The sequence below is a fragment of the Actinospineispora eucalypti genome, from assembly GCF_039543365.1.
In the GTDB taxonomy this organism is placed as follows: domain Bacteria; phylum Actinomycetota; class Actinomycetes; order Mycobacteriales; family Pseudonocardiaceae; genus Pseudonocardia; species Pseudonocardia eucalypti.
The window spans coordinates 14,173-34,438 of record NZ_BAABJP010000056.1; the positions used below are offsets into that span (position 1 = coordinate 14,173).

The 20,266-nt window shown below is 70.1% G+C and carries 19 protein-coding genes; 11 read left to right on the top strand and 8 right to left on the bottom strand.

What is annotated here, in order from left to right:
- Positions 1-726: 726 nt before the first annotated feature.
- The gene (locus tag ABEB12_RS36560; protein WP_185066320.1) at positions 727-1,149 is read right to left on the bottom strand and encodes a hypothetical protein; all 423 of its coding nucleotides are present in this window, start codon (positions 1,147-1,149) and stop codon (positions 727-729) included.
- A gap of 444 nt (positions 1,150-1,593) precedes the next feature.
- Here ABEB12_RS36560 and ABEB12_RS36565 point away from each other — a divergent pair, with 444 nt between their 5' ends.
- From ABEB12_RS36565 to ABEB12_RS36580, 4 genes are read left to right on the top strand one after another with little or no spacing between them, the layout of a single operon-like run.
- Positions 1,594-6,876, top strand: coding sequence for a hypothetical protein (locus ABEB12_RS36565; RefSeq protein WP_185066321.1), 5,283 nt, complete (start codon positions 1,594-1,596; stop codon positions 6,874-6,876).
- Complete coding sequence (locus tag ABEB12_RS36570; protein WP_185066322.1) at positions 6,873-7,691, top strand: hypothetical protein; 819 nt, start codon at positions 6,873-6,875, stop codon at positions 7,689-7,691. The genes ABEB12_RS36565 and ABEB12_RS36570 overlap by 4 nt, the downstream gene beginning before the upstream one ends.
- Before the next feature lie 22 nt (positions 7,692-7,713).
- Positions 7,714-8,541: a hypothetical protein gene (locus ABEB12_RS36575; RefSeq protein WP_185066323.1), complete on the top strand. Its 828-nt coding sequence runs from the start codon at positions 7,714-7,716 to the stop codon at positions 8,539-8,541.
- A gap of 16 nt (positions 8,542-8,557) precedes the next feature.
- On the top strand, positions 8,558-9,298 hold the full coding sequence (locus ABEB12_RS36580; protein ID WP_185066324.1) for an endonuclease V: 741 nt from the start codon (positions 8,558-8,560) through the stop codon (positions 9,296-9,298).
- Between the two features lie 6 nt (positions 9,299-9,304).
- Here the strand turns inward: ABEB12_RS36580 and ABEB12_RS36585 are convergent, their stop codons facing one another.
- On the bottom strand, positions 9,305-9,715 hold the full coding sequence (locus ABEB12_RS36585; protein WP_185066325.1) for a hypothetical protein: 411 nt from the start codon (positions 9,713-9,715) through the stop codon (positions 9,305-9,307).
- Positions 9,716-10,037: 322 nt separating this feature from the next.
- Here ABEB12_RS36585 and ABEB12_RS36590 point away from each other — a divergent pair, with 322 nt between their 5' ends.
- The 5 genes from ABEB12_RS36590 to ABEB12_RS36610 all read left to right on the top strand — a co-directional run bounded on the left by ABEB12_RS36590 (position 10,038) and on the right by ABEB12_RS36610 (position 13,066).
- A complete protein-coding gene (locus ABEB12_RS36590; RefSeq protein WP_185066326.1) occupies positions 10,038-10,304 on the top strand; it encodes a DUF7683 domain-containing protein in 267 nt (88 codons plus the stop codon).
- 653 nt (positions 10,305-10,957) lie between these two features.
- Entirely contained in the window at positions 10,958-11,734 is a 777-nt protein-coding gene (locus tag ABEB12_RS36595; protein ID WP_221499051.1) for a methylenetetrahydrofolate reductase, read from the top strand.
- 84 nt (positions 11,735-11,818) lie between these two features.
- Positions 11,819-12,202 (top strand): hypothetical protein, encoded by a 384-nt coding sequence (locus ABEB12_RS36600; protein ID WP_185066327.1) that lies wholly within the window; start codon positions 11,819-11,821, stop codon positions 12,200-12,202.
- 277 nt (positions 12,203-12,479) lie between these two features.
- Positions 12,480-12,644, top strand: coding sequence for a hypothetical protein (locus ABEB12_RS36605; RefSeq protein WP_185066328.1), 165 nt, complete (start codon positions 12,480-12,482; stop codon positions 12,642-12,644).
- On the top strand, positions 12,641-13,066 hold the full coding sequence (locus ABEB12_RS36610) for a thioesterase, FlK family (protein WP_185066329.1): 426 nt from the start codon (positions 12,641-12,643) through the stop codon (positions 13,064-13,066). Before ABEB12_RS36605 ends, ABEB12_RS36610 begins: the two co-directional genes overlap by 4 nt.
- Here ABEB12_RS36610 and ABEB12_RS36615 read toward each other — a convergent pair.
- Entirely contained in the window at positions 13,056-14,267 is a 1,212-nt protein-coding gene (locus ABEB12_RS36615; protein ID WP_185066330.1) for a cytochrome P450, read from the bottom strand. The genes ABEB12_RS36610 and ABEB12_RS36615 overlap by 11 nt on opposite strands.
- A gap of 59 nt (positions 14,268-14,326) precedes the next feature.
- Between ABEB12_RS36615 and ABEB12_RS36620 the strand changes: the two genes are divergently transcribed.
- Both ABEB12_RS36620 and ABEB12_RS36625 read left to right on the top strand, forming a co-directional pair.
- Positions 14,327-15,157, top strand: coding sequence for a helix-turn-helix transcriptional regulator (locus tag ABEB12_RS36620; protein WP_345703454.1), 831 nt, complete (start codon positions 14,327-14,329; stop codon positions 15,155-15,157).
- Between the two features lie 102 nt (positions 15,158-15,259).
- Positions 15,260-15,913 (top strand): SDR family NAD(P)-dependent oxidoreductase, encoded by a 654-nt coding sequence (locus ABEB12_RS36625; RefSeq protein ID WP_345703455.1) that lies wholly within the window; start codon positions 15,260-15,262, stop codon positions 15,911-15,913.
- Here ABEB12_RS36625 and ABEB12_RS36630 read toward each other — a convergent pair.
- From ABEB12_RS36630 to ABEB12_RS36650, 5 genes are all read right to left on the bottom strand, one after another.
- The gene (locus ABEB12_RS36630; protein ID WP_185066331.1) at positions 15,900-16,568 is read right to left on the bottom strand and encodes a phosphonatase-like hydrolase; all 669 of its coding nucleotides are present in this window, start codon (positions 16,566-16,568) and stop codon (positions 15,900-15,902) included. The two genes, ABEB12_RS36625 and ABEB12_RS36630, sit on opposite strands and share 14 nt — an antisense overlap.
- A complete protein-coding gene (gene phnE, locus ABEB12_RS36635) occupies positions 16,565-17,395 on the bottom strand; it encodes a phosphonate ABC transporter, permease protein PhnE (RefSeq protein ID WP_185066332.1) in 831 nt (276 codons plus the stop codon). Before phnE ends, ABEB12_RS36630 begins: the two co-directional genes overlap by 4 nt.
- Positions 17,392-18,105: an ATP-binding cassette domain-containing protein gene (locus ABEB12_RS36640; RefSeq protein WP_185066333.1), complete on the bottom strand. Its 714-nt coding sequence runs from the start codon at positions 18,103-18,105 to the stop codon at positions 17,392-17,394. Before ABEB12_RS36640 ends, phnE begins: the two co-directional genes overlap by 4 nt.
- Complete coding sequence (locus tag ABEB12_RS36645) at positions 18,105-19,004, bottom strand: phosphate/phosphite/phosphonate ABC transporter substrate-binding protein (protein ID WP_185066334.1); 900 nt, start codon at positions 19,002-19,004, stop codon at positions 18,105-18,107. The genes ABEB12_RS36640 and ABEB12_RS36645 overlap by 1 nt, the downstream gene beginning before the upstream one ends.
- An 86-nt stretch (positions 19,005-19,090) precedes the next feature.
- Positions 19,091-20,206 (bottom strand): TIGR03364 family FAD-dependent oxidoreductase, encoded by a 1,116-nt coding sequence (locus ABEB12_RS36650; protein ID WP_185066335.1) that lies wholly within the window; start codon positions 20,204-20,206, stop codon positions 19,091-19,093.
- Positions 20,207-20,266: the final 60 nt, after the last annotated feature.

Sequence of the window (20,266 nt, forward strand, 5' to 3'; positions counted from 1 at the left end):
GACGAAAGTCGGTGGAGGCCGGTCGCGGACCAGTGGCCTCGATACGGCACGGGACATCAGGAGGCGGGCCGTCCACCGGCACCCGAATCTGCCCACGCCGGACGGCTACCGCACCGCCCAACCTGGCTGAAAAAGAGCGCAGCAAACTAGAGGTAAGCGCCTCCAGAGCGCTGACCTGCGCGTACCCGCTACCCGGAGGTCCGTCCGTGGCACATTCACACCGAGGGACGCCGGCTCCACCGAATGCGCTGAGTCCTCGCAGTCGCTGGAGCTACCAGGCACCCGGAACCCGCGAAGCTCCAGGCACCTTCCAGGGTAGACACCACCCCCTCCGTGGACAATCACAACTCGGCGACGATCAAGTACCGCCCGGTTGGCTGCCCCCGGACCCGTGGCCGGCCCGCCGGCCGCGGCCACCCCGGGCGCCCGCAACGGCTGTCCGCGGCCGCGGCTCGGCCGGCTGGCCACCCCGCTCGTGGCCGCCCGGCCCGGCCGCCCAGCGGCCAGCTGGCGGGCGTGACCGGCCACCGATGGCCGCCCCCACCCCGGCGGACACGGACCCGCCCACGCCCACCATGGCCACCGTGGCCACCTGACTGCACCCCCGTGGCCAGCGGATTTGGCCACAGCCGGCCGACTATGCCCGGACAGTTGAAACGCCCGCCGGCACCGGTGACGGCGCCGGCGGGCGTTTCCGCCGCGGGTCGGCTCAGGGGCAGTTCAGGGTCAGCCCAGAGCCTTGGCGATCCCGCTGAAGATCGAGTCCAGCAGCTTCCCGATCCAGGAGCCGCCGTCACCCTCGTCGTCCTTCCCGGAGTGCTTGCCGCCGCCCTGCGCACCGGACGACCTGGGCTTACCCGACCCGGACTCCCCCTCGAGGATGTCCTGCTGCTCGTCGCCCTTCTTCCCCGAGCCCCCGCTGCTCAGCCCGAAGTCCGAGCGGTCGCTCCTCGAGGAGCCGTCGGCCGAGCCGACGTCGCCCTCGTCGTTGTCCGGCGACCGCTCCGGCACCAGCGGCCCCGCCTCGGCGACCAGCCGAACCGGGGTCATCTCGGCGGCCGGCGCGGACACCGGCTGGACGGCCAGCGCCCCGGCGAGCAACGCCGCAGCCAGCCCGGGCAACGCGACGGCAGGGCTCGGACGGGACATCGTGATCACCACTCCAGGAAGCGTCTGTGCAGGTCAAAGCGGGTATAAGCGTGGGAACGACGAACATGCGGAGCTGGCGGACGGGTCGCTCCGGGGCTACTTCACCCAGGCCCTGCCCAGCGGTTCATCCACGGTACGACTCACGCGGAAGACCTCAGCTCCGGCTGTCGCCGCTTGGTGCCGTGCGGCAACGTGCCGAGAACGACGGTGATCACAGGATAGCCATGACGTGCACCGCTGCAACCGAATGAATCCTATGCGGCGAATCAGCCTTGCGGCGAAAGGACGCTCCGGTATGCTTGATTCGCACGCACCACTGGTGTGTGTCCTGGTCGATGTACCCAACGTTGCCGGCGTCCGGCACTTGGGGCACGGTCTCCGCGTGAGTTGCACCGCGGCTGGCCAGTCGACCTGGGTCGATGTCGCGCGCTCCGGACTCGGGGTGTGTGGTGTCGGGCTCCCGCGTGTAGGCCAGCCGCGGCAAGCCGGTCGATCCGTCTCTTCTTCCTGGGTTTTCGTGCGGTGGGCAGAAAGCTGTCCGCCGGCGGGCTCGCGGGCGCAGGTGTGTTGGTTTCGGTCACCGAGTCTGCCTGGAGTGGTTTCGCGATGTCGTGGGCGACGGTCAGGGCTGGGGGGCGACGCGGCTGCGTCGTGCCACCGGTCGTGCTGCCGTCGTCCCTGCCCACCGTGTTGCGGGTGGCATCGCGGTTGCCGCTTTCGGTGTTGTTGGCCGGGATCGGGTTGGCGTGGTTCGCGGTGGCGTGGCTGTCACCGGTCCACGCGCAGTCCGAGTCGGTCTCTGGCCCGGTTGTCGACACGGTCGCCCTCGCGACGCCGTTGCGTTCCGCCGAACCCGCCGGCAGCGGCGGCGATGGCAACGGTGGCGGTGGCGGTGGCGGTGGCGGTGAACACGACGGGTCGGGTAATGCCAGAAGCAAGGACTCCAGCGGCGGCAACTCCAGCGGCAAGTCCGGCGGGAGCAAGTCCGACAAAGGTCCCGGCGAGGACCAGACCGGCAAGGCCGCCGGCCAGAGTGACAAGGGCAACCCCGACGGCCAGAACGGCGGCCAGTCCGGTGGTACCCCGCGTGAGCGCGGACCGGACGAGCAGCAGGCCGACAACGCGGCCAGCAACAGCGACCGCAACCCCGGTAACGCCCGGACCGGTCACACCGGCCAACCGGCGAGCCAGCGGACCGGCCAGCAGCCCGACCGGGAACAGACCGACGCGGCGGCCCGCACCCGGCAGAACCAGCCCGGCAGGGCGGGCACCGGCGAGCAGCCGCAACCCGATCGGCAACCGGTCAACACCGCCACCGGCCAACCCGGGCACCCGACCGCGACCCAAACCGGCGCCCAGACCGAAGAGCCGCAAACCTTCGCCGCCCGGCCCCGCCCCACCGACAACGCGGGCACAACCACCACCGGTGACTGCGGCCAATCCGGCACCTGCACCGCCCAGACCGCCAACCTGACCCGCCCACAGGACGGCGAACACCAGGCCACCGGCGAACAGACCTGCCAAGCCGCCGGCGGCACCGGCTGCGTCTCCCCCGGCCAGGCCGCCCGACAAGGCGGCACCGGGACCGGCCCCACCCGGACGGCCAGGTCAACCGAGACGGCCATTCAGCCCCAACCGGACCAACAACCGCCCGGCCAATCCAACCCGGGCAGCCCGGCCACGGTGGGCAACGGCGGCCAGACCGGCAACGCCGGCGCGCCCACCGCCGCCACGGGCCAGCAAGCCAACGCCGGCCAGGCCGACGCCCGCAACGCCTCCGCCGAGCCGGACTCCGCTCAGCGCACCGACAACCGCCCCCAGGACACCCTCGCCGGCGCGGACCCCCCAACCCCGGGAACCAACGCCACCAACGCGAACCTGACCCACTCCCCCGGCGCAACCACCACCAGGGCCGTCACGGCGGGCGCACAGCCCAACACCACGGCCAACCGCGGTTCCACCGCCACCACCGCGACGGCGCGCAACGCCTCACTGGCAGTCCCACAGCGGCGCCCCAACGAGCAGGCGACCTCCGACAGCCCGGCGGTGAACAACCCCCAGGCGCCGGTCCCATGCGGCGCCGGCACCTGCCCAGGCACACCCCCCGGCCAGCAACCCGGCGCTGCTCCGTCCACCAACCCGGCTACCAACTCTGCTGAGTCCCCAGAGCCCCAGGACGACCGGGCCAGAGAACTCGGCAACTTGATCCTCCGTCCCGATCTGGCCAATCCCGGCCGTGGCGAACAGCCCGGTGACGGTGACCAGAAACCCGAGCTGCCGACCGCCCCGGCGCCCCCCGGCACGAGCAATCTCACCAACCCCAACGGCGGCACCGGCCAGGCCGGGGGCACCAACCACAACAGCGCCACCAACCCCGACCAGGAACTCGACGACGCCGAACGCGCTCGCCAGGCGCTGAACCGGACGACGACTCCTCAGCCCAACGACCCCCGAACCTCGCCACGCCAGCCCCGCGCCTCCCCGAAGTCGCTGTCCCCGCTGATCGATCCCGACCGGGGATCGGACACCTCGCCGAACCTGGGCGGAGGCAAGCCGAGCACCACGGATCCCATCGCGGGAATCCTGGCGCCCTACAAGGACCCGGGTAAGCCGTCCCTGCTCCCCACCCCTGGTGAGCCAGGGAGCTCCTCCCGGGGCGAGCCCCGGCCGAGCAGCGGTGAGCTCCCCGGATCTGGTCTGAGCACGGAGCAGCTCGAGGACTACGCCAAGCAGTACCTGGGCGGCGAGGAGGGCTTGAGCCCCGAGCTGCGGGAGAGCGCCGAGTCTTCACCCGAGACGGTGTCGAGCTTCAACCCCGACTACACCGATCACGATCGCAAACCCACCCGCGAGGAGGTCCTGCGGGCACGCGACAACCTGGCCGAGGTGCTCAAGAACCGGCCACGCACCCTCGATGCGCTGGCCCCGGCCGGCCCGGGCGGTTCGGAAACCCCCGAGCGACGCGCCCAGCGCGCCGCCGAGTCACTGATCCGGCAGCAGTCGCAGGTCGACCGCGGCAGGGTCACCCGCGACCCGAAGACGGAGAAACGCCTCGCCGACGAGGACGCCTCGCTGGACGCGTTGCAAGCGGCCCACAACCAGAGGGTCGCGGACTTCCGGGCCAAGGGTGGGACAGCCAAGCAGGCCGAAGAGCTGAACGCCCAAGCACGGGATCTCGACCAGCGCCGTGACGCGCTACTGACCGAGCGGATCAACACCGACGTGTCCGCGATCAAGAAGTACCAGGAGGTCGCGGGCAGAGCCCGTGAGCTGTTCGGAAACGAGGGGATGCGCCGGCTTGTGACGGCCGGTGGGCTGCCGGTTCACGAGGCAGTCCACCGCATTGCCCAGCAAGGTGACCCGTCGGGCGTCCGCGACCTGTTCGGCAAGCTGGGCCTGGACATGCCCGGCTTCGACCGGCTCAACAACCCTCGGACAAAGGCCGACCACGACGCCGCGGAAGCGCTCAAGGACATCCTCGCCAGCGGGAACGGTCTCGATTCGTACACCGCCGGGTTCTCCCCGCAAGACCGGGCAGAGCTAGACAGCTACATCCGTGACAACAAGATCGACCTGTTGCTCCGGGGCGGCGAGCAGGCAGCCCAACAGATCCGGCAAGACCGCGGCAAACCCCACTCCTGGCAGGGCGGCTGGCTCGACACCCCGATCGTCAACAACGCGGCTGACGACCTCAACGAGATCGTCAGCGGCACGCTGGCCGGCCTCCCCAGACACGCATCGGACCTCGCAGCCGAATGGGGCAACACCGGCAAGGGCCAAGCACATACCGCCCAAGACGCAATGTGGGGCCATCTGGCATCCGGCCTCGACCTGACCGACCACCGCCTCGGCGGCGAAACAGACCAACAGGCCTCCCGCAGGCTCTTCCCGTTCAGCCACGAATACGTGGACAGCCTCAAGGAGTACGGCGCCAGCCTCGCCAACCGCTGGAAATCACCCTTCACCGAGGGCGGGAAACAACTCGGCAAGGACTACTACGAACGACCCCTGCAAACCGTCCTCGAGGACGCCAACGTCGTCCTCATGGCCACCGGCGCCGGTGGGCTCGTCAAATCAATCATCCGCCCGCGCGTCAATGCCCATCGCGTTGCCTCGCTCGCCCAACGCCTCGACGGCCAGGTCCCCGCCCACCGAGCGGCCTTCGCCGACGACCTCGACCTCACCAAGAAACAACGCGCGGGCCTCCCCGAACTACTCGCCAGCCACCCCGATTACGCCACCTTCCGCGCACACGACCGCGACTTCGTACGCCGCCTCCACCCGCGGTGGACCGGAGCGACCAACCACAAGGCCGGATTTGCCGGCGAGCCGGACCCAGCCCTGGCGGCCGGCCACTCGTCCCGGTTCGGTGAAGAGTCGGTGACCAGAGACCGGGGCGGCTTGATCACTCACGTCGGCGGGATGCCCGTGGAACGGGCTGCCAACGATCTTGTCGACAAGCACGCCGCCCGCATCATGGACCTGGAGGCTTCCGGAACCCTGCGCAGGGGCGACATAGGCCCGAATGTGTCGATCATGGTGGACCTACGCACCGGCGACTTCGTGCCGTACGTGAATGGCCGTACCTCGCTGGCCGCGGGATCGGTGCACCCCGTGATGGGCGAGCGGTACGGCGTTCTGCGCGCCGACGGGCCGTACCCGCAGTTTGACCGGCGCACCGGGGAACCACTCACGAAGAACGGCCGTCTCGTGAGTTCGGACTTCCCGTACATGGCGGACCCGTTGCGGCACGCCGAGATGAAGGGCGTGAACGAGCTGCTGTGGCGGCGCGGCAAGCACACGGACGCCGCGACACTGAACGAGTTCCTCATCGTCAACCGCCACCTCGACTGGCGGAAACGTACGTGGACACCGATCCCCAACTGCGCCAACTGCCACCGCATGACCGAGGGGGCCACCAGCCTGTCGGGCCGGTCGACCCACCCCCCAGGCCACCCGGACAGAAGGCTCCTGGAGGACTCGGTCGGCGGACGCCAGCGCGACGTCACCGGCTTCCCCAGCGCCGGGGAGATACAGAACAAGCACGGCATGCCGGCCAAGGACCAGCGGGCGTTCCAGCGATTCGCCGACCGGCTGGGCCTTACGATCACTGTCCGCCCGTCCAGCTTGTTCTCCCTGGCCGACCGCCTCGCCGGCACCGGAATCCCCAAGACCAAGGACATCAAGAACAAGACCATCAACGAGTACGACGAGATACTCGACCCACAACTGAAGGGGCAGCGAGGCCGGGTCGGCTCCTTCAACCCCCGCGAACCGGTACGCGGAAACCTGTCCGACCAGGACTGGACCGCCCTGCGAGCCCGTCACCAGCAACGCCTGGAGGAGTACGCCGACCAGGAGCAAAACCTCGACCGCCTCGTTGCTGACGGAAAGGTCAAGGTCGACGGAGGAGTCGTCTACGGCAAAGACAAGCACGGGGAGTGGAAGCCGTACGTGGCCGACAACGACATGTTCGACATCCGGAAGACCGACACCGGCGAACGCCTCACAAGAGAAGAGGAAAAGGAACTGATCAGAAAGATGCTCGACGAGGACATGGGAGTCGAGCACGGCCCGCACATGTACTGGAAGCCGAACAATACCGTTGAGCAGGGTATCTACGATCGGATCGTGCACAACCACCGCTCAGGGGGTGAACCGTTGATACGGTTCAGTCCGAACTCCCCGCCCACGCTCGTCGACGGAACGGGAGACCCGCTGCAATGAGCGCACCCTCAACCCCAGCCGGATTCGAGCGTTTCCGCGCCGGACGCGACGCGATCATGGAGGAAGGCAACCAAGCCAAGCAACAGGCCATCAAGCTGGACCGTTCCGCAAACGAGTCGGACCAGATCATGGCCGGCGAGTACTGGTGGGCCAGGCATGCGGCCTCGGACAAGTACCGAGCTTTGCTGCCGAATGTGGCGGTGTCTCGCTGTCCGTTCAGCGGGGAACTGCTGACCTGGGCGCTCGACACCGTCGACCTGGACGGCTGGGCCTGGAACTACGATGCGACGGTCCGGCGCATGCCGAAGCCGCCGAAGTACTTTCTTGCGTTCACCGGGGCGATGCGGTTACACGAGCCCGTGACCAGCAAAGCCATCCATGTCGAACCCGGCCCAGGGGTGCCCGGGGTCATCCCTCATCTGTTCGACTGGCCGAACACCATCGGGGTCATCGCGCAGATCGACGTCGGCCCGCACATCGGGTGGCCCATCGTCTACTACACCAGCAGCCAGCCGGCCAAACCCGGCGGCTACTACCTCGGATACAACTTCTGGGCCGAAGACGACTACTCGGTCCACGACGGCACCGGTGAATGGGTTGGCTGGGGCGCAAGAAGAGCGTTCACCCCGGACTATGACTTCGAGCTCGAACCCTGGCTCGACTCCGGCCAACTCCAATGGATCCAACCCGGCGACGACACCATGACCCTCCACCAAGGATCCACCGGCTGCCCCTACCTCAACCTCGACGGACCCCGCAAGCTCCCCACCATCCGGCACGGCAAGATCGAGTACGGCCCGGGCTACCCCGATTAGCCCTGAACCAGAACCGCATGCCATGAGCACCCCATCAACACCCGCGGAGTTCGAGCGCTTCCGCGCCGGGCGTGACGCGATCATGGAGGAAGGCAACCGAGCCGAGCAGCGGGCAATCGAGCTGGAGCGTTCTGAGAACGAGTCGGACCAGATCAGAGCCGGCGATTATCGCTGGGAGATGGACAAGGCGCTGGTCAAGTATCGGAAGTTGTTGCCGGAGGTTGCGGTGTCTCGCTGCCCGTTCACCGGGGAGTTGCTCACCTGGGCGCTGGATACCGTCGACCTGGACGGTTGGGCCTGGAACTACGACGCAACCATCAGGCGAATCCCGAAGAAGCCACCGAGGTGCTTTCTTGCGTTCACCGGGGCGATGCGGCTACACCAGCCCGTGACCAGCAAAGCCATCCACGTCGAACCCGGCCCAGGGGTGCCTGGGGTCATCCCTCATCTATTCGATTGGCCGAACACCATCGCGGTCATCGCGCAGATCGGCGTCGGCCCGCACATCGGGTGGCCTATCACCTACTACACCAGCCAGCAGCCGGCCAAACCCGGCGGTTTCTACCTCGGATACAACTTCTGGGCAGAAGACGACTACTCGGTCCACGACGGAAACGGTGAATGGGGTGGCTGGGGCGCGAGAAGAGCGTTCACCCCGGACTATGATTTCGAGCTTGGGCCCTGGCTCGACTCCGGCCACGTCCAGTGGATCGAGCCCGGCGACGACAGCATGACCCTGCGCCAAGGATCCGCGGACTGCCCCTACCTCAACCTCGAAGGACCCCGCAAGCTCCCCACTGTCTGGCACGGAAAAATCGAGTACGGCCCGGGCTATCCCGATGAGCCCTGAACCAGAACCGAACGCCATGAGCACCCCATCGACCCCTGCGGAGTTCGAGCGCTTCAGCGCTGGCCCATGGCCGGCCACGCCACAACAGGCCATCGCGCTGCAGAACCAGCTGCGCCCCCTGGCCCGCGTCGAGGATCCGGGGCCAGACCAGGTGTACACCGTGGCCGGGATCGACGTGGCCTACCGCACCGACGACGACGTGATCGCCGCCGCCGCGGTCGTGCTCGACGCGGAAACCCTGGCCCCGCTGGAGACCGCCACCGCGCACGGTCGAGCCGCGTTCCCTTACCAACCCGGCCTGCTGGCCTTCCGCGAGCTGCCCGCCATCGCCGCCGCCCTGGAGAAACTCACCATCCCGCCGGACCTGCTGATCTGCGACGGCAGCGGGCTCGCCCACCCCCGCCGCTTCGGGCTGGCCTGCCACCTCGGCGTGCTGCTCGACCTGCCGACCATCGGGGTGGCGAAAACCCCGGTCGGCCCCTACCGCATGCCGGACCCGCCACGCGGTTCCTGGACCGAAATCCGCGACGACGACGGCGTCGTCGGGCGGGCACTGCGCACCCGCGAGAACGTCAAACCCGTGTTCGTATCCGTCGGCCACCGCACCAACCTGACCACCGCGTGTGCCCACGTACTACGCCTGTGCCGACACCGACTACCCGAAACCACCCGCCGAGCGGACCACCTCGCCCGACACGCCCTGGCCAACTCGCCCTCCGGCGAATCCGTTCCCCCAACCACGCGCGCACAGCCCTGACGGCCGCTACGGGCGCCCCGCCACAAGGAAGACCACCACCGGCGCGAGCATCAGGTCCGACGGGTCGGGGCCCCTGTGGAGCATCGTATTCACACCGGAGAGTTCCGAACTGCGCCGAGCCAGCCGCCATACTTGCTCCACGGACAACCAGTTCGCGGCGGCCACCCCGGCGACGAACTCCGGCACCTCGGCCAGAGGCCGCCGCCGTCGTACGCCATCCCGAGCCACTTCGATGAGGCACGCAACCAACCCGAACGCAAGCCAATGGGACCAGCTCACCGGCGCTTCCAACGACCTGTCCAACCACGCGCTGATCGGTGAAACCCCCAGGAAACCTACGAACGACTCGTCCCGTTCTCCGCCGGCATCCACCAGCTCGGCGCCAACATCACCAACCGCCACGCCACCCTGCTCCACGGCGACACCAGCCAACTCGGCACCGGCTACTACAACCACCCCTCAAGACCCTGCTCAAGGACTCCACCCCCCTGCTCCTGGTCACCCCGGGCGCAGGCCTACTACGCGCCGGCGCCGGCAAGATCCTCACCGGCACCGCCCGAGCCGCCGGCGCGCTGCGCGCAACCCGCGACACCGCCCTACTCGAACACCTCGACCGAACCCTGCCCACCTACGGCGGCGGAACCTACGAGGTGTGGAGCAAGAACAAGAAGAACCTCGGCGAGTTCGATCAACAGGGCCGCCAGACCAAGGGGCCGGCATCAGGAAGGCGCCTACAAAAATGATCAAATGGGTAATTGAAGAATACGAGAAGGCAGAGCTAGGGTATCTGACTAGGATGATAGCCACCGTCGGCGTGGATGCGGAGTTCATCCGGCGGGTTTGGTCACTTCCCGACGACGACCCCGGCTATGGCCTGGAGTGGCCAGTGACTCCAGAGAACCTGACCGAAGTACAACCACACGTCGTTGAAACAATGGACCTGGATGCGTTCGACTATTTCCTCTGCGACGAACCCGCCGGCGCCGCCGACGAAGGGATTCAATAGCCAGGCCGCGACGCGTTGGCCGATGCCTCAGCCCAACCCGGGTGCGGCGGTTCCACGAACTCGGTTATCCGCTGCCTCCGCCGCTGCCCACGGTTGCCCGCGTGCAGTTCGGCCCGGACCTGCCTGACCCGAGGACCGGCATGGCCCGAACCTCATGGAGTACTACCCGCCCCAAACCGTCCTGCTCACTGCGGACCGGGTCCTTCGGCTGGTGGACCAAGGTGGGTTGGACCACTGGGTACCCCGGCTCGGGTACACCGGCCCGCCCGGCAGCCCCGACCGGCGAATGTCGTCGGGGCCGACGGCGCGGTGGCCGCCCACGGTGGCGTCCGGGGCACCGTGGCCGTGGTGGGCGGCACACTGGCGGCCGGCGGGATGCTCTACAGCACCGGCGTCGTTATCGACAACGTCATCGGCCGGCGGACCCACGGGCTCAGCAACGACTCACTCACCAACCCCGACGCCGCCCTCGACACACTCACCCTGGCCGGCAACACACTCGGCGCGGGCTGCTCACCCCCTCACTCGCTGAGCTTGCCACGTTGCTGGAGGAAGTGTGCGCGTCTCACCCAGGATCTCGACCAGAGTCTTCCGCGCCCCCTCCAGGTTCTTCCTCCTCGGGTCGGGGCTCGAGCGACGTAGGCTCGATCAATGTGAGTGAGTTTCGCCTGATCTGCGAGATCGAGCCACCGATGCGGCCGGACCTGCGGCATGCCCGGCACCAGATCGGGGTCCTCGCCCCGGTCGCCGACTCGTTCCTGATCCCGGACAACCACATCGGGCGGGCGACCGTGTCCAGCATTGCGGTCGCCCACGAGGTGGCGGCCATGGGCGGGCGCAGCATCGCCTGCCTCAACTCCCGGGACCGCAATCTGCTCGGGTTCCGTCGGGACCTGCTCACCGCCGCGGCTTACGGGGTGGACCAGTTCCTGTTCGTGCGGGGCGATGCCCCGAGCGTCGGGCAGCGGACCAGCCAGCTGACCGTGCGCACCATGATCGAAGCGGCCCGCCGGGCGACCGACGAGGCGGCGTTCGAGGGCGTCGCGCCCTTCCGGGTCGGGGTGACCGCCGCGCTGGGCCGGGGGTTTCCGGCGTGGAAGCGGGACGCCGACTTCGTGCTGACCCAGGTCAGCTACTCGGTCGAGGCGCTGCTGCGCTGGCGCGAGGCCAACCCGACGGAGCTGCCGGTCTACGTCGGCGTGATGGTGCTGGCCAGCGTGGGCATGGCCAAGCGACTCGCGGCCACGATCCCGGACATCGAAATCCCGGACGAGCTGGTCCGGCGGGTGGCCGATGATCCGGCCGCCGGGGTCGCGGCGGCCTGTGAACAGGTGCTGGCACTGCGCGAGTCCGGCGCGTGCGACGGGGTCCACCTGGTGCCGGTCAGCCGGTTCCGCGAGGTCGCGGCGGTCCTGGAGCGCACGCTCTGATCATCGACACGGACATCGGCGGTGACGCCGACGCCGCGCCCGGTTGGCCGCCACGCTGACCGCCCGGGTGGCTATGGTGCGGCCGTGCACGAGTTGCTGGTCGAAGCGTTGGCGCCGGTGCGGCGCGACATCCGCGCGACCGGCCTGCGCCCGTTGCGGCTGCGTGAGATGGAGCCGATGGGGTACGAGGTGCCCGACAGCGCTTCGGCAATGCTGCGCGGACGCAACGGCTACGGCATGGGCGTGATGATCATGCTGCGGGAGCCCGAGGCGGACCGCATCGCCAGGGCGACCGAACGAGTGCAGGAGTTCGTGATCGAGGAACTCTGGTACGACTCCCCGACCAACTGGCCACCGTGCCCGCACCACCCGGTTACCCATCCGCTGCGGGTGGAGGTCCGGGACGGGGCGGCTACCTGGGTGTGCCCGCGCGATCAGGTCACCGTCACCCTGGTCGGCTCGCTATAGCGACGGTCTCGCAATTATCCAGCTTTCAATCATCAGGCTCCTGAATTCACTCGGTCAGGTGTTAGCCAGGTCATTGCGCAGCCGATCACCGTCGCGCCGACATGGCCAAGATCAGGCAAAACGCGACATTTCTAAGGATTTGCCTGATTTCTTTAGGTGCACTTTATGTTGAGCATCCCTCAAATTCAGTGGACCATACGGGGGCACGCGCATCGTCGCGCCGGCGGATCTGCGAGCCCGGTAACCCGTACGTAACAAACTGGGAAAGGTCAGGCGAATGGAATTCGCGGACAAACTGGATGCGCTCACCGAATTGGCCGAACAGTTCGGGACCCCGTGCGGCGACCGGCTGGCCCCGATCCCGGGTGAGTCGTGGCGGTGTGTGCTGCCCGAGCGGCACGGCGACGACGGCCACCTGGCGGAGGACGGGACGGCCTGGTGAACACCCTGTCCAAGCTGGTGATCGGGGTAGAGCACACCGTGGTGTGCCGAGTCGGCGAGCAGCACATGGTGCGCCGGCTGCTGCCCGAGGTGGACGAGTTCACCCGCAAGCCGGAAGTCATGGCCTCGGGCTGGCTGGTCGGCATGTGCGAGTGGCCGGCAATGGCCGCGTTGCGCGCCTACCTGACCGACGACGAGTGCTCGCTGGGCAGCCGGATCACCATTTCTCACCTGGCCCCGATCCCCGCCGGAACCATATTGTCGGTAACCGCTCGTTGCACATCGGTGAACGGGCGGTATTCCGAATGGTCGGTGCAGGCCCGGGACGAACGTGAACTGGTGGCCACCGGCACGGTCGGTTTCGTGGTCGTTCGCCTGGAGGATTTCGTGCGTGACCGACTGGCCACGAGGCTCAGCGCCTGAGCGCGGAAAACGCCAATGGCAGGCGGAGGAAACCGGTGTTGCCGGATATGGGCATCGCCAACGGCTCGCCGGCCAGGCTGAGCGCGCGCAGCCGGGCGGCCAGCACCGGCAGCGCAATCGCCATGTCCGCCCGGGCCACCGCGTGACCGAGGCAGTAGTGCACGCCGCCGCCGAAGGCGAAGTGCCCGCCGCGCTCAGCGGTGATGTCGAAGCCCGGATCCGGCACCGCCGCCGGATCCGTCCCGGCCGCCTCGGCGAACAGGTGAACCGTGGTGCCCCTGGCGATCCGCAGGCCGCGGAACTCCAGGTCCTCGGCGGCCTCCCGGGTGATCCACGTGGTGGTCGGGTTCACCCGCATCACCTCCTCCACCGCCGGCTTGCCCAGCTCGGGCCGCTCCGCGAGCAGCCGCCACTGGTCGGGGTGTTGCGTAAATGTGTGCAGAGCCAAACCGAGCTGGTTGCGGGTGGTGTCCATGCCGCCGAAGATCAGCAGCACTATCGCGTTACGCAGCTCGGCCTCGGTCAGCCGGTCCTGCTCGGTCTGCGCGGCCACCAGCCGGGAGACGAAGTCCTCGCCGGGGCTGCGCCGGCGGTCGGCGATCAACGTGTCGGCGTGGCCGTACAGCCCCTCGAGCGCCGCATGCACCCGGTCGATGTCCCGCCGGATGGTCACCGCGAGCGCCGCGCCGAGGTCGCCGGACCAACGGGCCAGGGTGCGCCATTCCGAGCGGGGCATGCCCAGCATGATCGTGAGCACCTGGGCCGCGAACGGCTCGGCGAACTCGCCGATGAACTCGCAGCTTCCCCGCTCGGCGAAGCCGTCGACCAGCTCGTGCGCCAGCTCCTGGAAGCTCGGCGTGAGCCGTTGGATCAGCTTGGGCGAGAACGCCGGGGTGAGCAGCCGGCGGATGCGGGTGTGGTCGGCGCCCTCCAGGTTGAGCAGCGTCTTGGACCACCAGTCCGCGAACGGCCCGCCGTGCACGCCGTTGCGCTCCGGCCAGCGGGCGCTGCCCTGCACCAGCCGGCGGTCCTTGAGCAGCTCGTTCACCTCGGCGTGCCGCAGCACCGCCAGGCCGTAGTTGGTCCGCGCGTACCAGCCGCCGTCGCGCGCCGCCCGGACCGGTTCGGACCGCACGGAGAACGTCGGGTCGGCGATGTCGAAGTAGGGCACCTCGTCCGGCGCCAGGGTGCTCGCGGTCATCACCCACACCTACAAGACCGGACGCCCCGGGACAACCCGGAACGTTGTTACCGTGGTTCGTGCCCATCGAGTCCCGGCGCGAGCAGCTGCGCGACTTCCTGCGCACCCGCCGGGCCCGGCTGACCCCGGGCGACGTCGGCATGGCGGCGGGCGGGCGGCGCCGCACGCCGGGCCTGCGGCGCGAGGAGGTCGCCGTGCTGGCCGGGGTCGGGGTGTCCTGGTACACCTGGCTGGAACAGGGCCGGGAGATCAACGTCTCGCCGGAGGTTCTGGACGCCATCGCCCGGGCGCTGCGGCTGACCGACGCCGAGCGCACCCACCTCTACCTGCTGGCCGGGCTCAATCCACCCCAGCCGGGAACCAGCACGAAACCGGTCACCGCCGAGCTGTGCCGGCTGCTGGAGGCCTGGGCGCCCCGACCGGCGCTGCTGCGCGATCGGTACTGGAACCTGCTCGCGGTGAACGAACCCGCGCGCGAGGTCTTCGGCTACCGGGACACCGACCACAACTGCCTGGTCAGCTTCTTCACCAGCGCGCTGTACCGGGACATGCACCTGCACTGGGCGGCGGTGGCGCCGTCCGTGGTCGCCGCGTTCCGGGCCGACGCGGCGCACTCCCCCGGCGACCCGGAGTTCCACCGGCTGGTGGACGACCTGCGCACGGTCAGCCCGGAGTTCGCCGAGCTGTGGGCCCGCCACGACGTGGGGACATCCGGCAACGCGGTCAAGGCGGTGCGCCACCCGGAGCGCGGCGAGCTGATCTTCGACCTGACGACGCTGGCCGTGGTCGAGCACCCGAACCATTACCTCGAGCTGTACCTGCCCAGGCTGGTGGCGCCAGACCCCGGATACGCACGCCCTGTCGGAGCCGCTCACCCGGCCGCACGCTGAGGGCATGAGTGAAAGATTCGAGAACAAGGTCGCGCTGATCACCGGCGGCACCAGCGGCATGGGCCTGGCCACCGCGCGGCGACTGTTGAACGAGGCGCGAGGGTGGTGATCACCGGACGGGACAAGACCCGCCTGGACGCCGCCGCGGCCCGGCTCGCCGGCGGGGACCGGGTGCTCGCGGTGCGGGCCGACGCGGCCGACCTGGCCGATCTGGACGCCTTGACCGACACGATCCGGGACCACCATGGACGGCTGGACGTGGTGTTCGCCAACGCCGGCGTGGCCACCTTCGTCCCCACCGGGGAGCTCACCGAGGCCGAGTTCGACCGGGTGGTGGGGATCAACTTCAAGGGCGTCTTCTTCACCGTGCGGGCGGCGCTGCCCCTGATGCCGGACGGCGCGGCGATCGTGGTCAACGCGTCCTGGACGCTGCACCGGGGCCTGCCCGGCGCCGCCCTCTACGCGGCCACCAAGGCGGCGGTGCACAATTTGTCCCGGACGCTGGCCGCCGAGCTTTCGCCCCGGCGCATCCGGGTCAACTCGGTCAGCCCCGGCTACATCGCCACGCCGATGTTCCACGACGCGATCCCGGTCGAGGAGCACGCCGGCGTGCTGGCCCGGATCGCCGCCGACCGCTTCGGCACCGCCGAGGACGTGGCGGACGCAGTCGCGTTCCTGGCCTCCGCCGAGGCGTCCTACGTGAACGGGCAGGACCTGGTGATCGACGGCGGGTTGGTCGCGGCTATCCCCGGCTGAGCTCCCCGGCCAGCACCGAAGGGAGCTCCGCCAGGGAACCCAGGATGTGCGTGGGGTGCTCCCCGGCCAGTTCCTCGGCGGTCTGCGCGCCGGAGAGCACCCCGACCACCATGGCGGCGCCGGCCGCCCGGCCGGCCCGGATGTCCAGCACGGTGTCGCCGGCGGCCAGCACGTTGGCCGGGTTGTCCACCCCCGTGCGGCGCATCGCCTCGACGATCATGTCGGGCTCCGGCCGGCCGGCCGCCACCTCCGGCGCGCACACCACGCCGTCCAGCTGCTCGCCGACCCGCCAGCCCAGCGAGGCCAGTAGCGGGTCGGTCACCTGGCGGTCGAACCCGGTGGTCAGCACCACGCGGACGCCGCGCTCGCGCAGCTCGGCGATGGCCTCGGCGACGCCGGGGAGCGGCCGGGGCGGCGTCTCGGCGTAGGCGGTGTGGAGCCGGGCCACGAACTTCTCGTGCAGCTCCTCGGCCGCGCCCGGGTCACCGGTGAGGGCGGCCAGTGCCTCCCGCTTGTCCGCGCCCATCCACCGGCGGATGTCCGCCTCGGCCGCCGGGGTGCCGTGCTCAGCCACCACCTCGGCCAGCACCCGGTACACCGCCCCGCCCTCGTCGACGGTGGTGCCGGCGATGTCCAGCGTGGCCAGGGTGATCATGAAGCACTCCCGAGACGGTGACGGACCAGCGCGGAGAGCCGGTCGACGGCGACGATCAGCACCAGCACAACCAGAATGTGCGTGAGCATCTCGTCGAACTGGAACAGCTGGATGGACTGGTTGATCAGGAAGCCGATGCCGCCCGCGCCGACCAGCCCGAGCACCAGCGAGGAACGCACGTTGACGTCGAACCGGTAGAGCAGCAGCCCGGCGAGGCGAGGCGTCACCATCGGCAGCAGGGCGTGCGCGGCGATCTGCAACCGGCCGGCGCCCGCCGTGCGCAGCGCCAGGGCGGGGCCCGGGTCGGCGTCCTCCAACGCCTCCGCCCAGAGCTTGCCCATCACCCCGACGTTGTGGCAGATCAGCGCCAGCACGCCGGGGAACGGGCCGAGCCCGACCGCCGTCACGAAGATCAGCGCGAACACCACGTCCGGCACCGCGCGCAGGAAGGACAGCAGGCCGCGCGCCGACTGGTAGACCCACCCGGCCGGCGCGGTGTCGCGCGCGGCCAGCAGGGCCAGCGCCAGCGAGGCCGGCACGGAGAGGGTGGTGCCGAGCAGCCCGATCCACAGGGTCACGGCGGCCCCGGACAGGCTGGGGCCGAGCACCTTCCAGGACAGGTCCGGCGGAATCGCCTCGGCCAGGAAGTCGGCCATGCCCCGCCAGCCCTCGACCAGCGCGGTGAACGACACGTCGGTGGCCCGCCAGGCGATCACGTGCACGACCAGCAACCCGGCGGCGATCACCCAGCCGATGGCGACCGTGCGCGGGCGGCGGGTCTTCGGCGGAACCGGCAGCCGGCGAACCGGCAGCGTCGAGGTGCTCATGTGACCGGCTCCAGTACGCCGTTTGTATACAGGTGGTGTACCGGTTCGGTAGGCAGGCCGTCGAGCACCACCCGCCCGTCACGCAGGCCGACGATCCGGTCCGCGTGCCGGCGGGCCAGCTCGGGCTGGTGCAACACGGCCAGCACGGCCAGGCCCTCGCCGTGGGCCAGCTCGGCGAGCAGCCCGAGCACCTGCTCGGCGGCGGACGGGTCCAGCGCGGACACCGGCTCGTCGGCGAGTACCACCGGCGCGCGCTGGCAGAGCGCGCGGGCGATGGCCACCCGCTGCTGCTGGCCGCCGGACAGCGACTCGGCCCGGTCGTGCGCGCGATCGGCCAGACCCACCCGGTCCAGGCAGGCCATGGCTTCCTCGCGCAGCGCCCGGGGGAACAGCGCCGGCACCAGCGACCGGCTCAGTGGGAGCCGGCCGAGCGCCCCGGCGCACACGTTCTCCAGCGCGCTGCGCCGGCCCACCAGGTGGATCTTCTGGAAGACCATCGCGATGTCCAGCGGGTGACGGGGGCGCCCGTTCACGGTCACCGTGCCGTCGGCCAACGGGGCCAGCCCGGCCGCCGCGCGCAGCAGGGTGGACTTGCCGGAGCCGTTCGCCCCGAGCACCGCGAGCAGCTCCCCCGGCGCCACCCGAACGTCCACTCGGTGCAGTATCTGGCGGTCGCCGTAGCGCACGCCGACCCCGGTCAGGGTGAGCATCAGATGTCCTTCTCGGTCAGGCCGAGCGCCTTGGCCAGGTCGAACAGCGGCTGGTAGGTGGAGCGGTCCACGGCCACCAGCGGCCCGGGCGGGCTCACGTCGAGCAGCGCGCCGATCTGGCCGACGGCCGCCGGGTCGAGCTTGAGCAGCGCGTCGCGCACCGCGTTCTTGAACGCCGGGTCCAGGTCGCCGCGCACGGTCACCGGGTCGTTCGGGATGGGCTCGGACTTCCAGACCTGCCGGAACTTGTTCGGGTCGAAGGTGCCGGAGCCGGTGGCGGTGGCCAGCTGCTGCGAGTTGATCTCGGCGGCGTCCACCGCGTGGTTGGTCAGGGCGAGCAGCGCCTGCGGGTGCCCGCCGGCGTAGTTGATGCGCACCTCGCCGGTCGGGATGCCGGCGTCCACCAGTGCCTTGCGCGGCAGGGCGTCACCCGAGGTGGAGCCGACCGAGGCTAGCGCGAGCGAGCGGCCGCGCAGCTGGGCCACCGAGGTGATGTCCGAGTCCTTGGGGACCCAGATGCCGGCGGTGTAGCTGGACAGCTTGCCGTCGGCGCTGCCGAACGAGGCCACCGCCTCGGCCTTCGCCCGCTGGCTGGCGAACACGTAGCCCAGTGGGCCGAAGATGGCGACGTCCAGGCGGCCGTTCTGCATCGCCAGCACCTCGGCGGAGTAGTTCTCCGTCACCTGGATCTCCACCGGGCAGTTCAGCGACTTCGCCAGCGCGTCGCCGAGCACCCGGGCGGCCGGGGTCAGCCGGGCCGGGTCCTCGAACGGCTCGATGCCGAACCGGATCTTGCCGTTGGGGCAGGTGGCGGACCGCGGGGTGGACGGCGTGCCGCAGGCGGTCAGGGTGAGCAGGGCGGTGGCGAGGAAGACCAACAGTCCTCGGCGGACGGACATGGTGAGCTCCGAGTTTTTCGAGGGTGTTCGGCACGGATCGGTTCGGCAGGGATCTTCGGCAGGGATCTTCGGCAGCGATCGGAGGGTCAGAAAGTGTCGAGTACGGCGGGGGCCAGCCCGAGGGCGGTGGTCATGCCGATCCCGGAGGTCACCGAGACGGCGGTGACGCCGGGCTCGACCGGGGCGCGGAGGAACTCGCCTTCGGCGCTGGCGTAGACCCCGCGCCAGCGGCGGACCACCCGGGCTTCGGCCAGGTCGAGCAGCTTGCGGGTCTCGGCGAGGAGCAGCTCGTCCCACTCCTCGTCGGCCCACGGGTCGGGCGTGACCGCGTAGGCGTGCGTGTCGCCGACCACCAGGTCGCCGTCGGGCAGCTGGGTGAGCATGTGGTTGACCACCGCGTCCAGCAGCTCGGGGCGCTCGACCCGCCAGCAGCGGCGCAGCCCGCGGGCGCCCTCGGTGCCGGAGAGCGCCGGGTAGCGCAGCATGGAGCTGCCGGTGAGCAGCGCCGGAGCCACCCGCGCGCCGGGCACCCGCAGCTGCAGCATGCGCAGCACGCAGCGGCGCAGGCCGGCCTTGTCGGCGACCTCCGGCAGCAGCCGGTCCAGGTTGTGCCCGACGCACACCACCACGCGGCGCGCTCGCAGCTCGCCCCGGCCGGTGCGCACCAGGCCCGGTTCCACGCCCAGCACCGGCGTCGACCAGTGGAACCCGACGCCGCGGCCGGCCAGCCATTCGGCGATCGCGCCGACCGCGCGGCGCTGCTCGATGCGCAGGTCGCGGGGCAGGAACGCGCCGCCGTACAGGCCGGTGGATGCCACCGGAACCCGCGCCCGGACGCCCTCCGGGCCGAGCAGCCGCACGTCGTCCCCACCCCGCTCGGCGGCCAGCTCCTCCAGGGCGGCCATCTCCTCCGGCGCGCGGGCGACGACCACGGTGCCGCACTCGGCGACCCCGAACCCGGCCTCGGCGCCGAGGCGCAGCCACGCTTCCCTGGCCCGCTCGCCGAAGGCCAGCGCCTCGCCGGTCTGCGCGGTGATGCAGGCGTGCCCGAAGTTGCGCACCGACGCGCCGACCGCGCGCTCGTCGCGGTCCACCACGGTCACCGACATGCCCCGGGCGGAGGCCTCCACGGCGTGCGCGAGGCCGACGATGCCGGCTCCGACCACGACCAGGTCGACCGGCTGTTCACTCGGCTGGGTCACACCCGACACGTTGACAGCGGCTCGCTACGAGCGTCAATCACTTGTATCTACAAGTCATCG

Coding starts and splice junctions, on each gene's coding strand:
- ABEB12_RS36560 (WP_185066320.1), bottom strand. CDS start 1,149: ATGTCCCGTCCGAGCCCTGCCGTCGCGTTGCCCGGGCTGGCTGCGGCG.
- ABEB12_RS36570 (WP_185066322.1), top strand. CDS start 6,873: ATGAGCGCACCCTCAACCCCAGCCGGATTCGAGCGTTTCCGCGCCGGA.
- ABEB12_RS36575 (WP_185066323.1), top strand. CDS start 7,714: ATGAGCACCCCATCAACACCCGCGGAGTTCGAGCGCTTCCGCGCCGGG.
- ABEB12_RS36580 (WP_185066324.1), top strand. CDS start 8,558: ATGAGCACCCCATCGACCCCTGCGGAGTTCGAGCGCTTCAGCGCTGGC.
- ABEB12_RS36590 (WP_185066326.1), top strand. CDS start 10,038: ATGATCAAATGGGTAATTGAAGAATACGAGAAGGCAGAGCTAGGGTAT.
- ABEB12_RS36605 (WP_185066328.1), top strand. CDS start 12,480: ATGGAATTCGCGGACAAACTGGATGCGCTCACCGAATTGGCCGAACAG.
- ABEB12_RS36615 (WP_185066330.1), bottom strand. CDS start 14,267: ATGACCGCGAGCACCCTGGCGCCGGACGAGGTGCCCTACTTCGACATC.
- ABEB12_RS36630 (WP_185066331.1), bottom strand. CDS start 16,568: ATGATCACCCTGGCCACGCTGGACATCGCCGGCACCACCGTCGACGAG.
- phnE (WP_185066332.1), bottom strand. CDS start 17,395: ATGAGCACCTCGACGCTGCCGGTTCGCCGGCTGCCGGTTCCGCCGAAG.
- ABEB12_RS36640 (WP_185066333.1), bottom strand. CDS start 18,105: ATGCTCACCCTGACCGGGGTCGGCGTGCGCTACGGCGACCGCCAGATA.
- ABEB12_RS36645 (WP_185066334.1), bottom strand. CDS start 19,004: ATGTCCGTCCGCCGAGGACTGTTGGTCTTCCTCGCCACCGCCCTGCTC.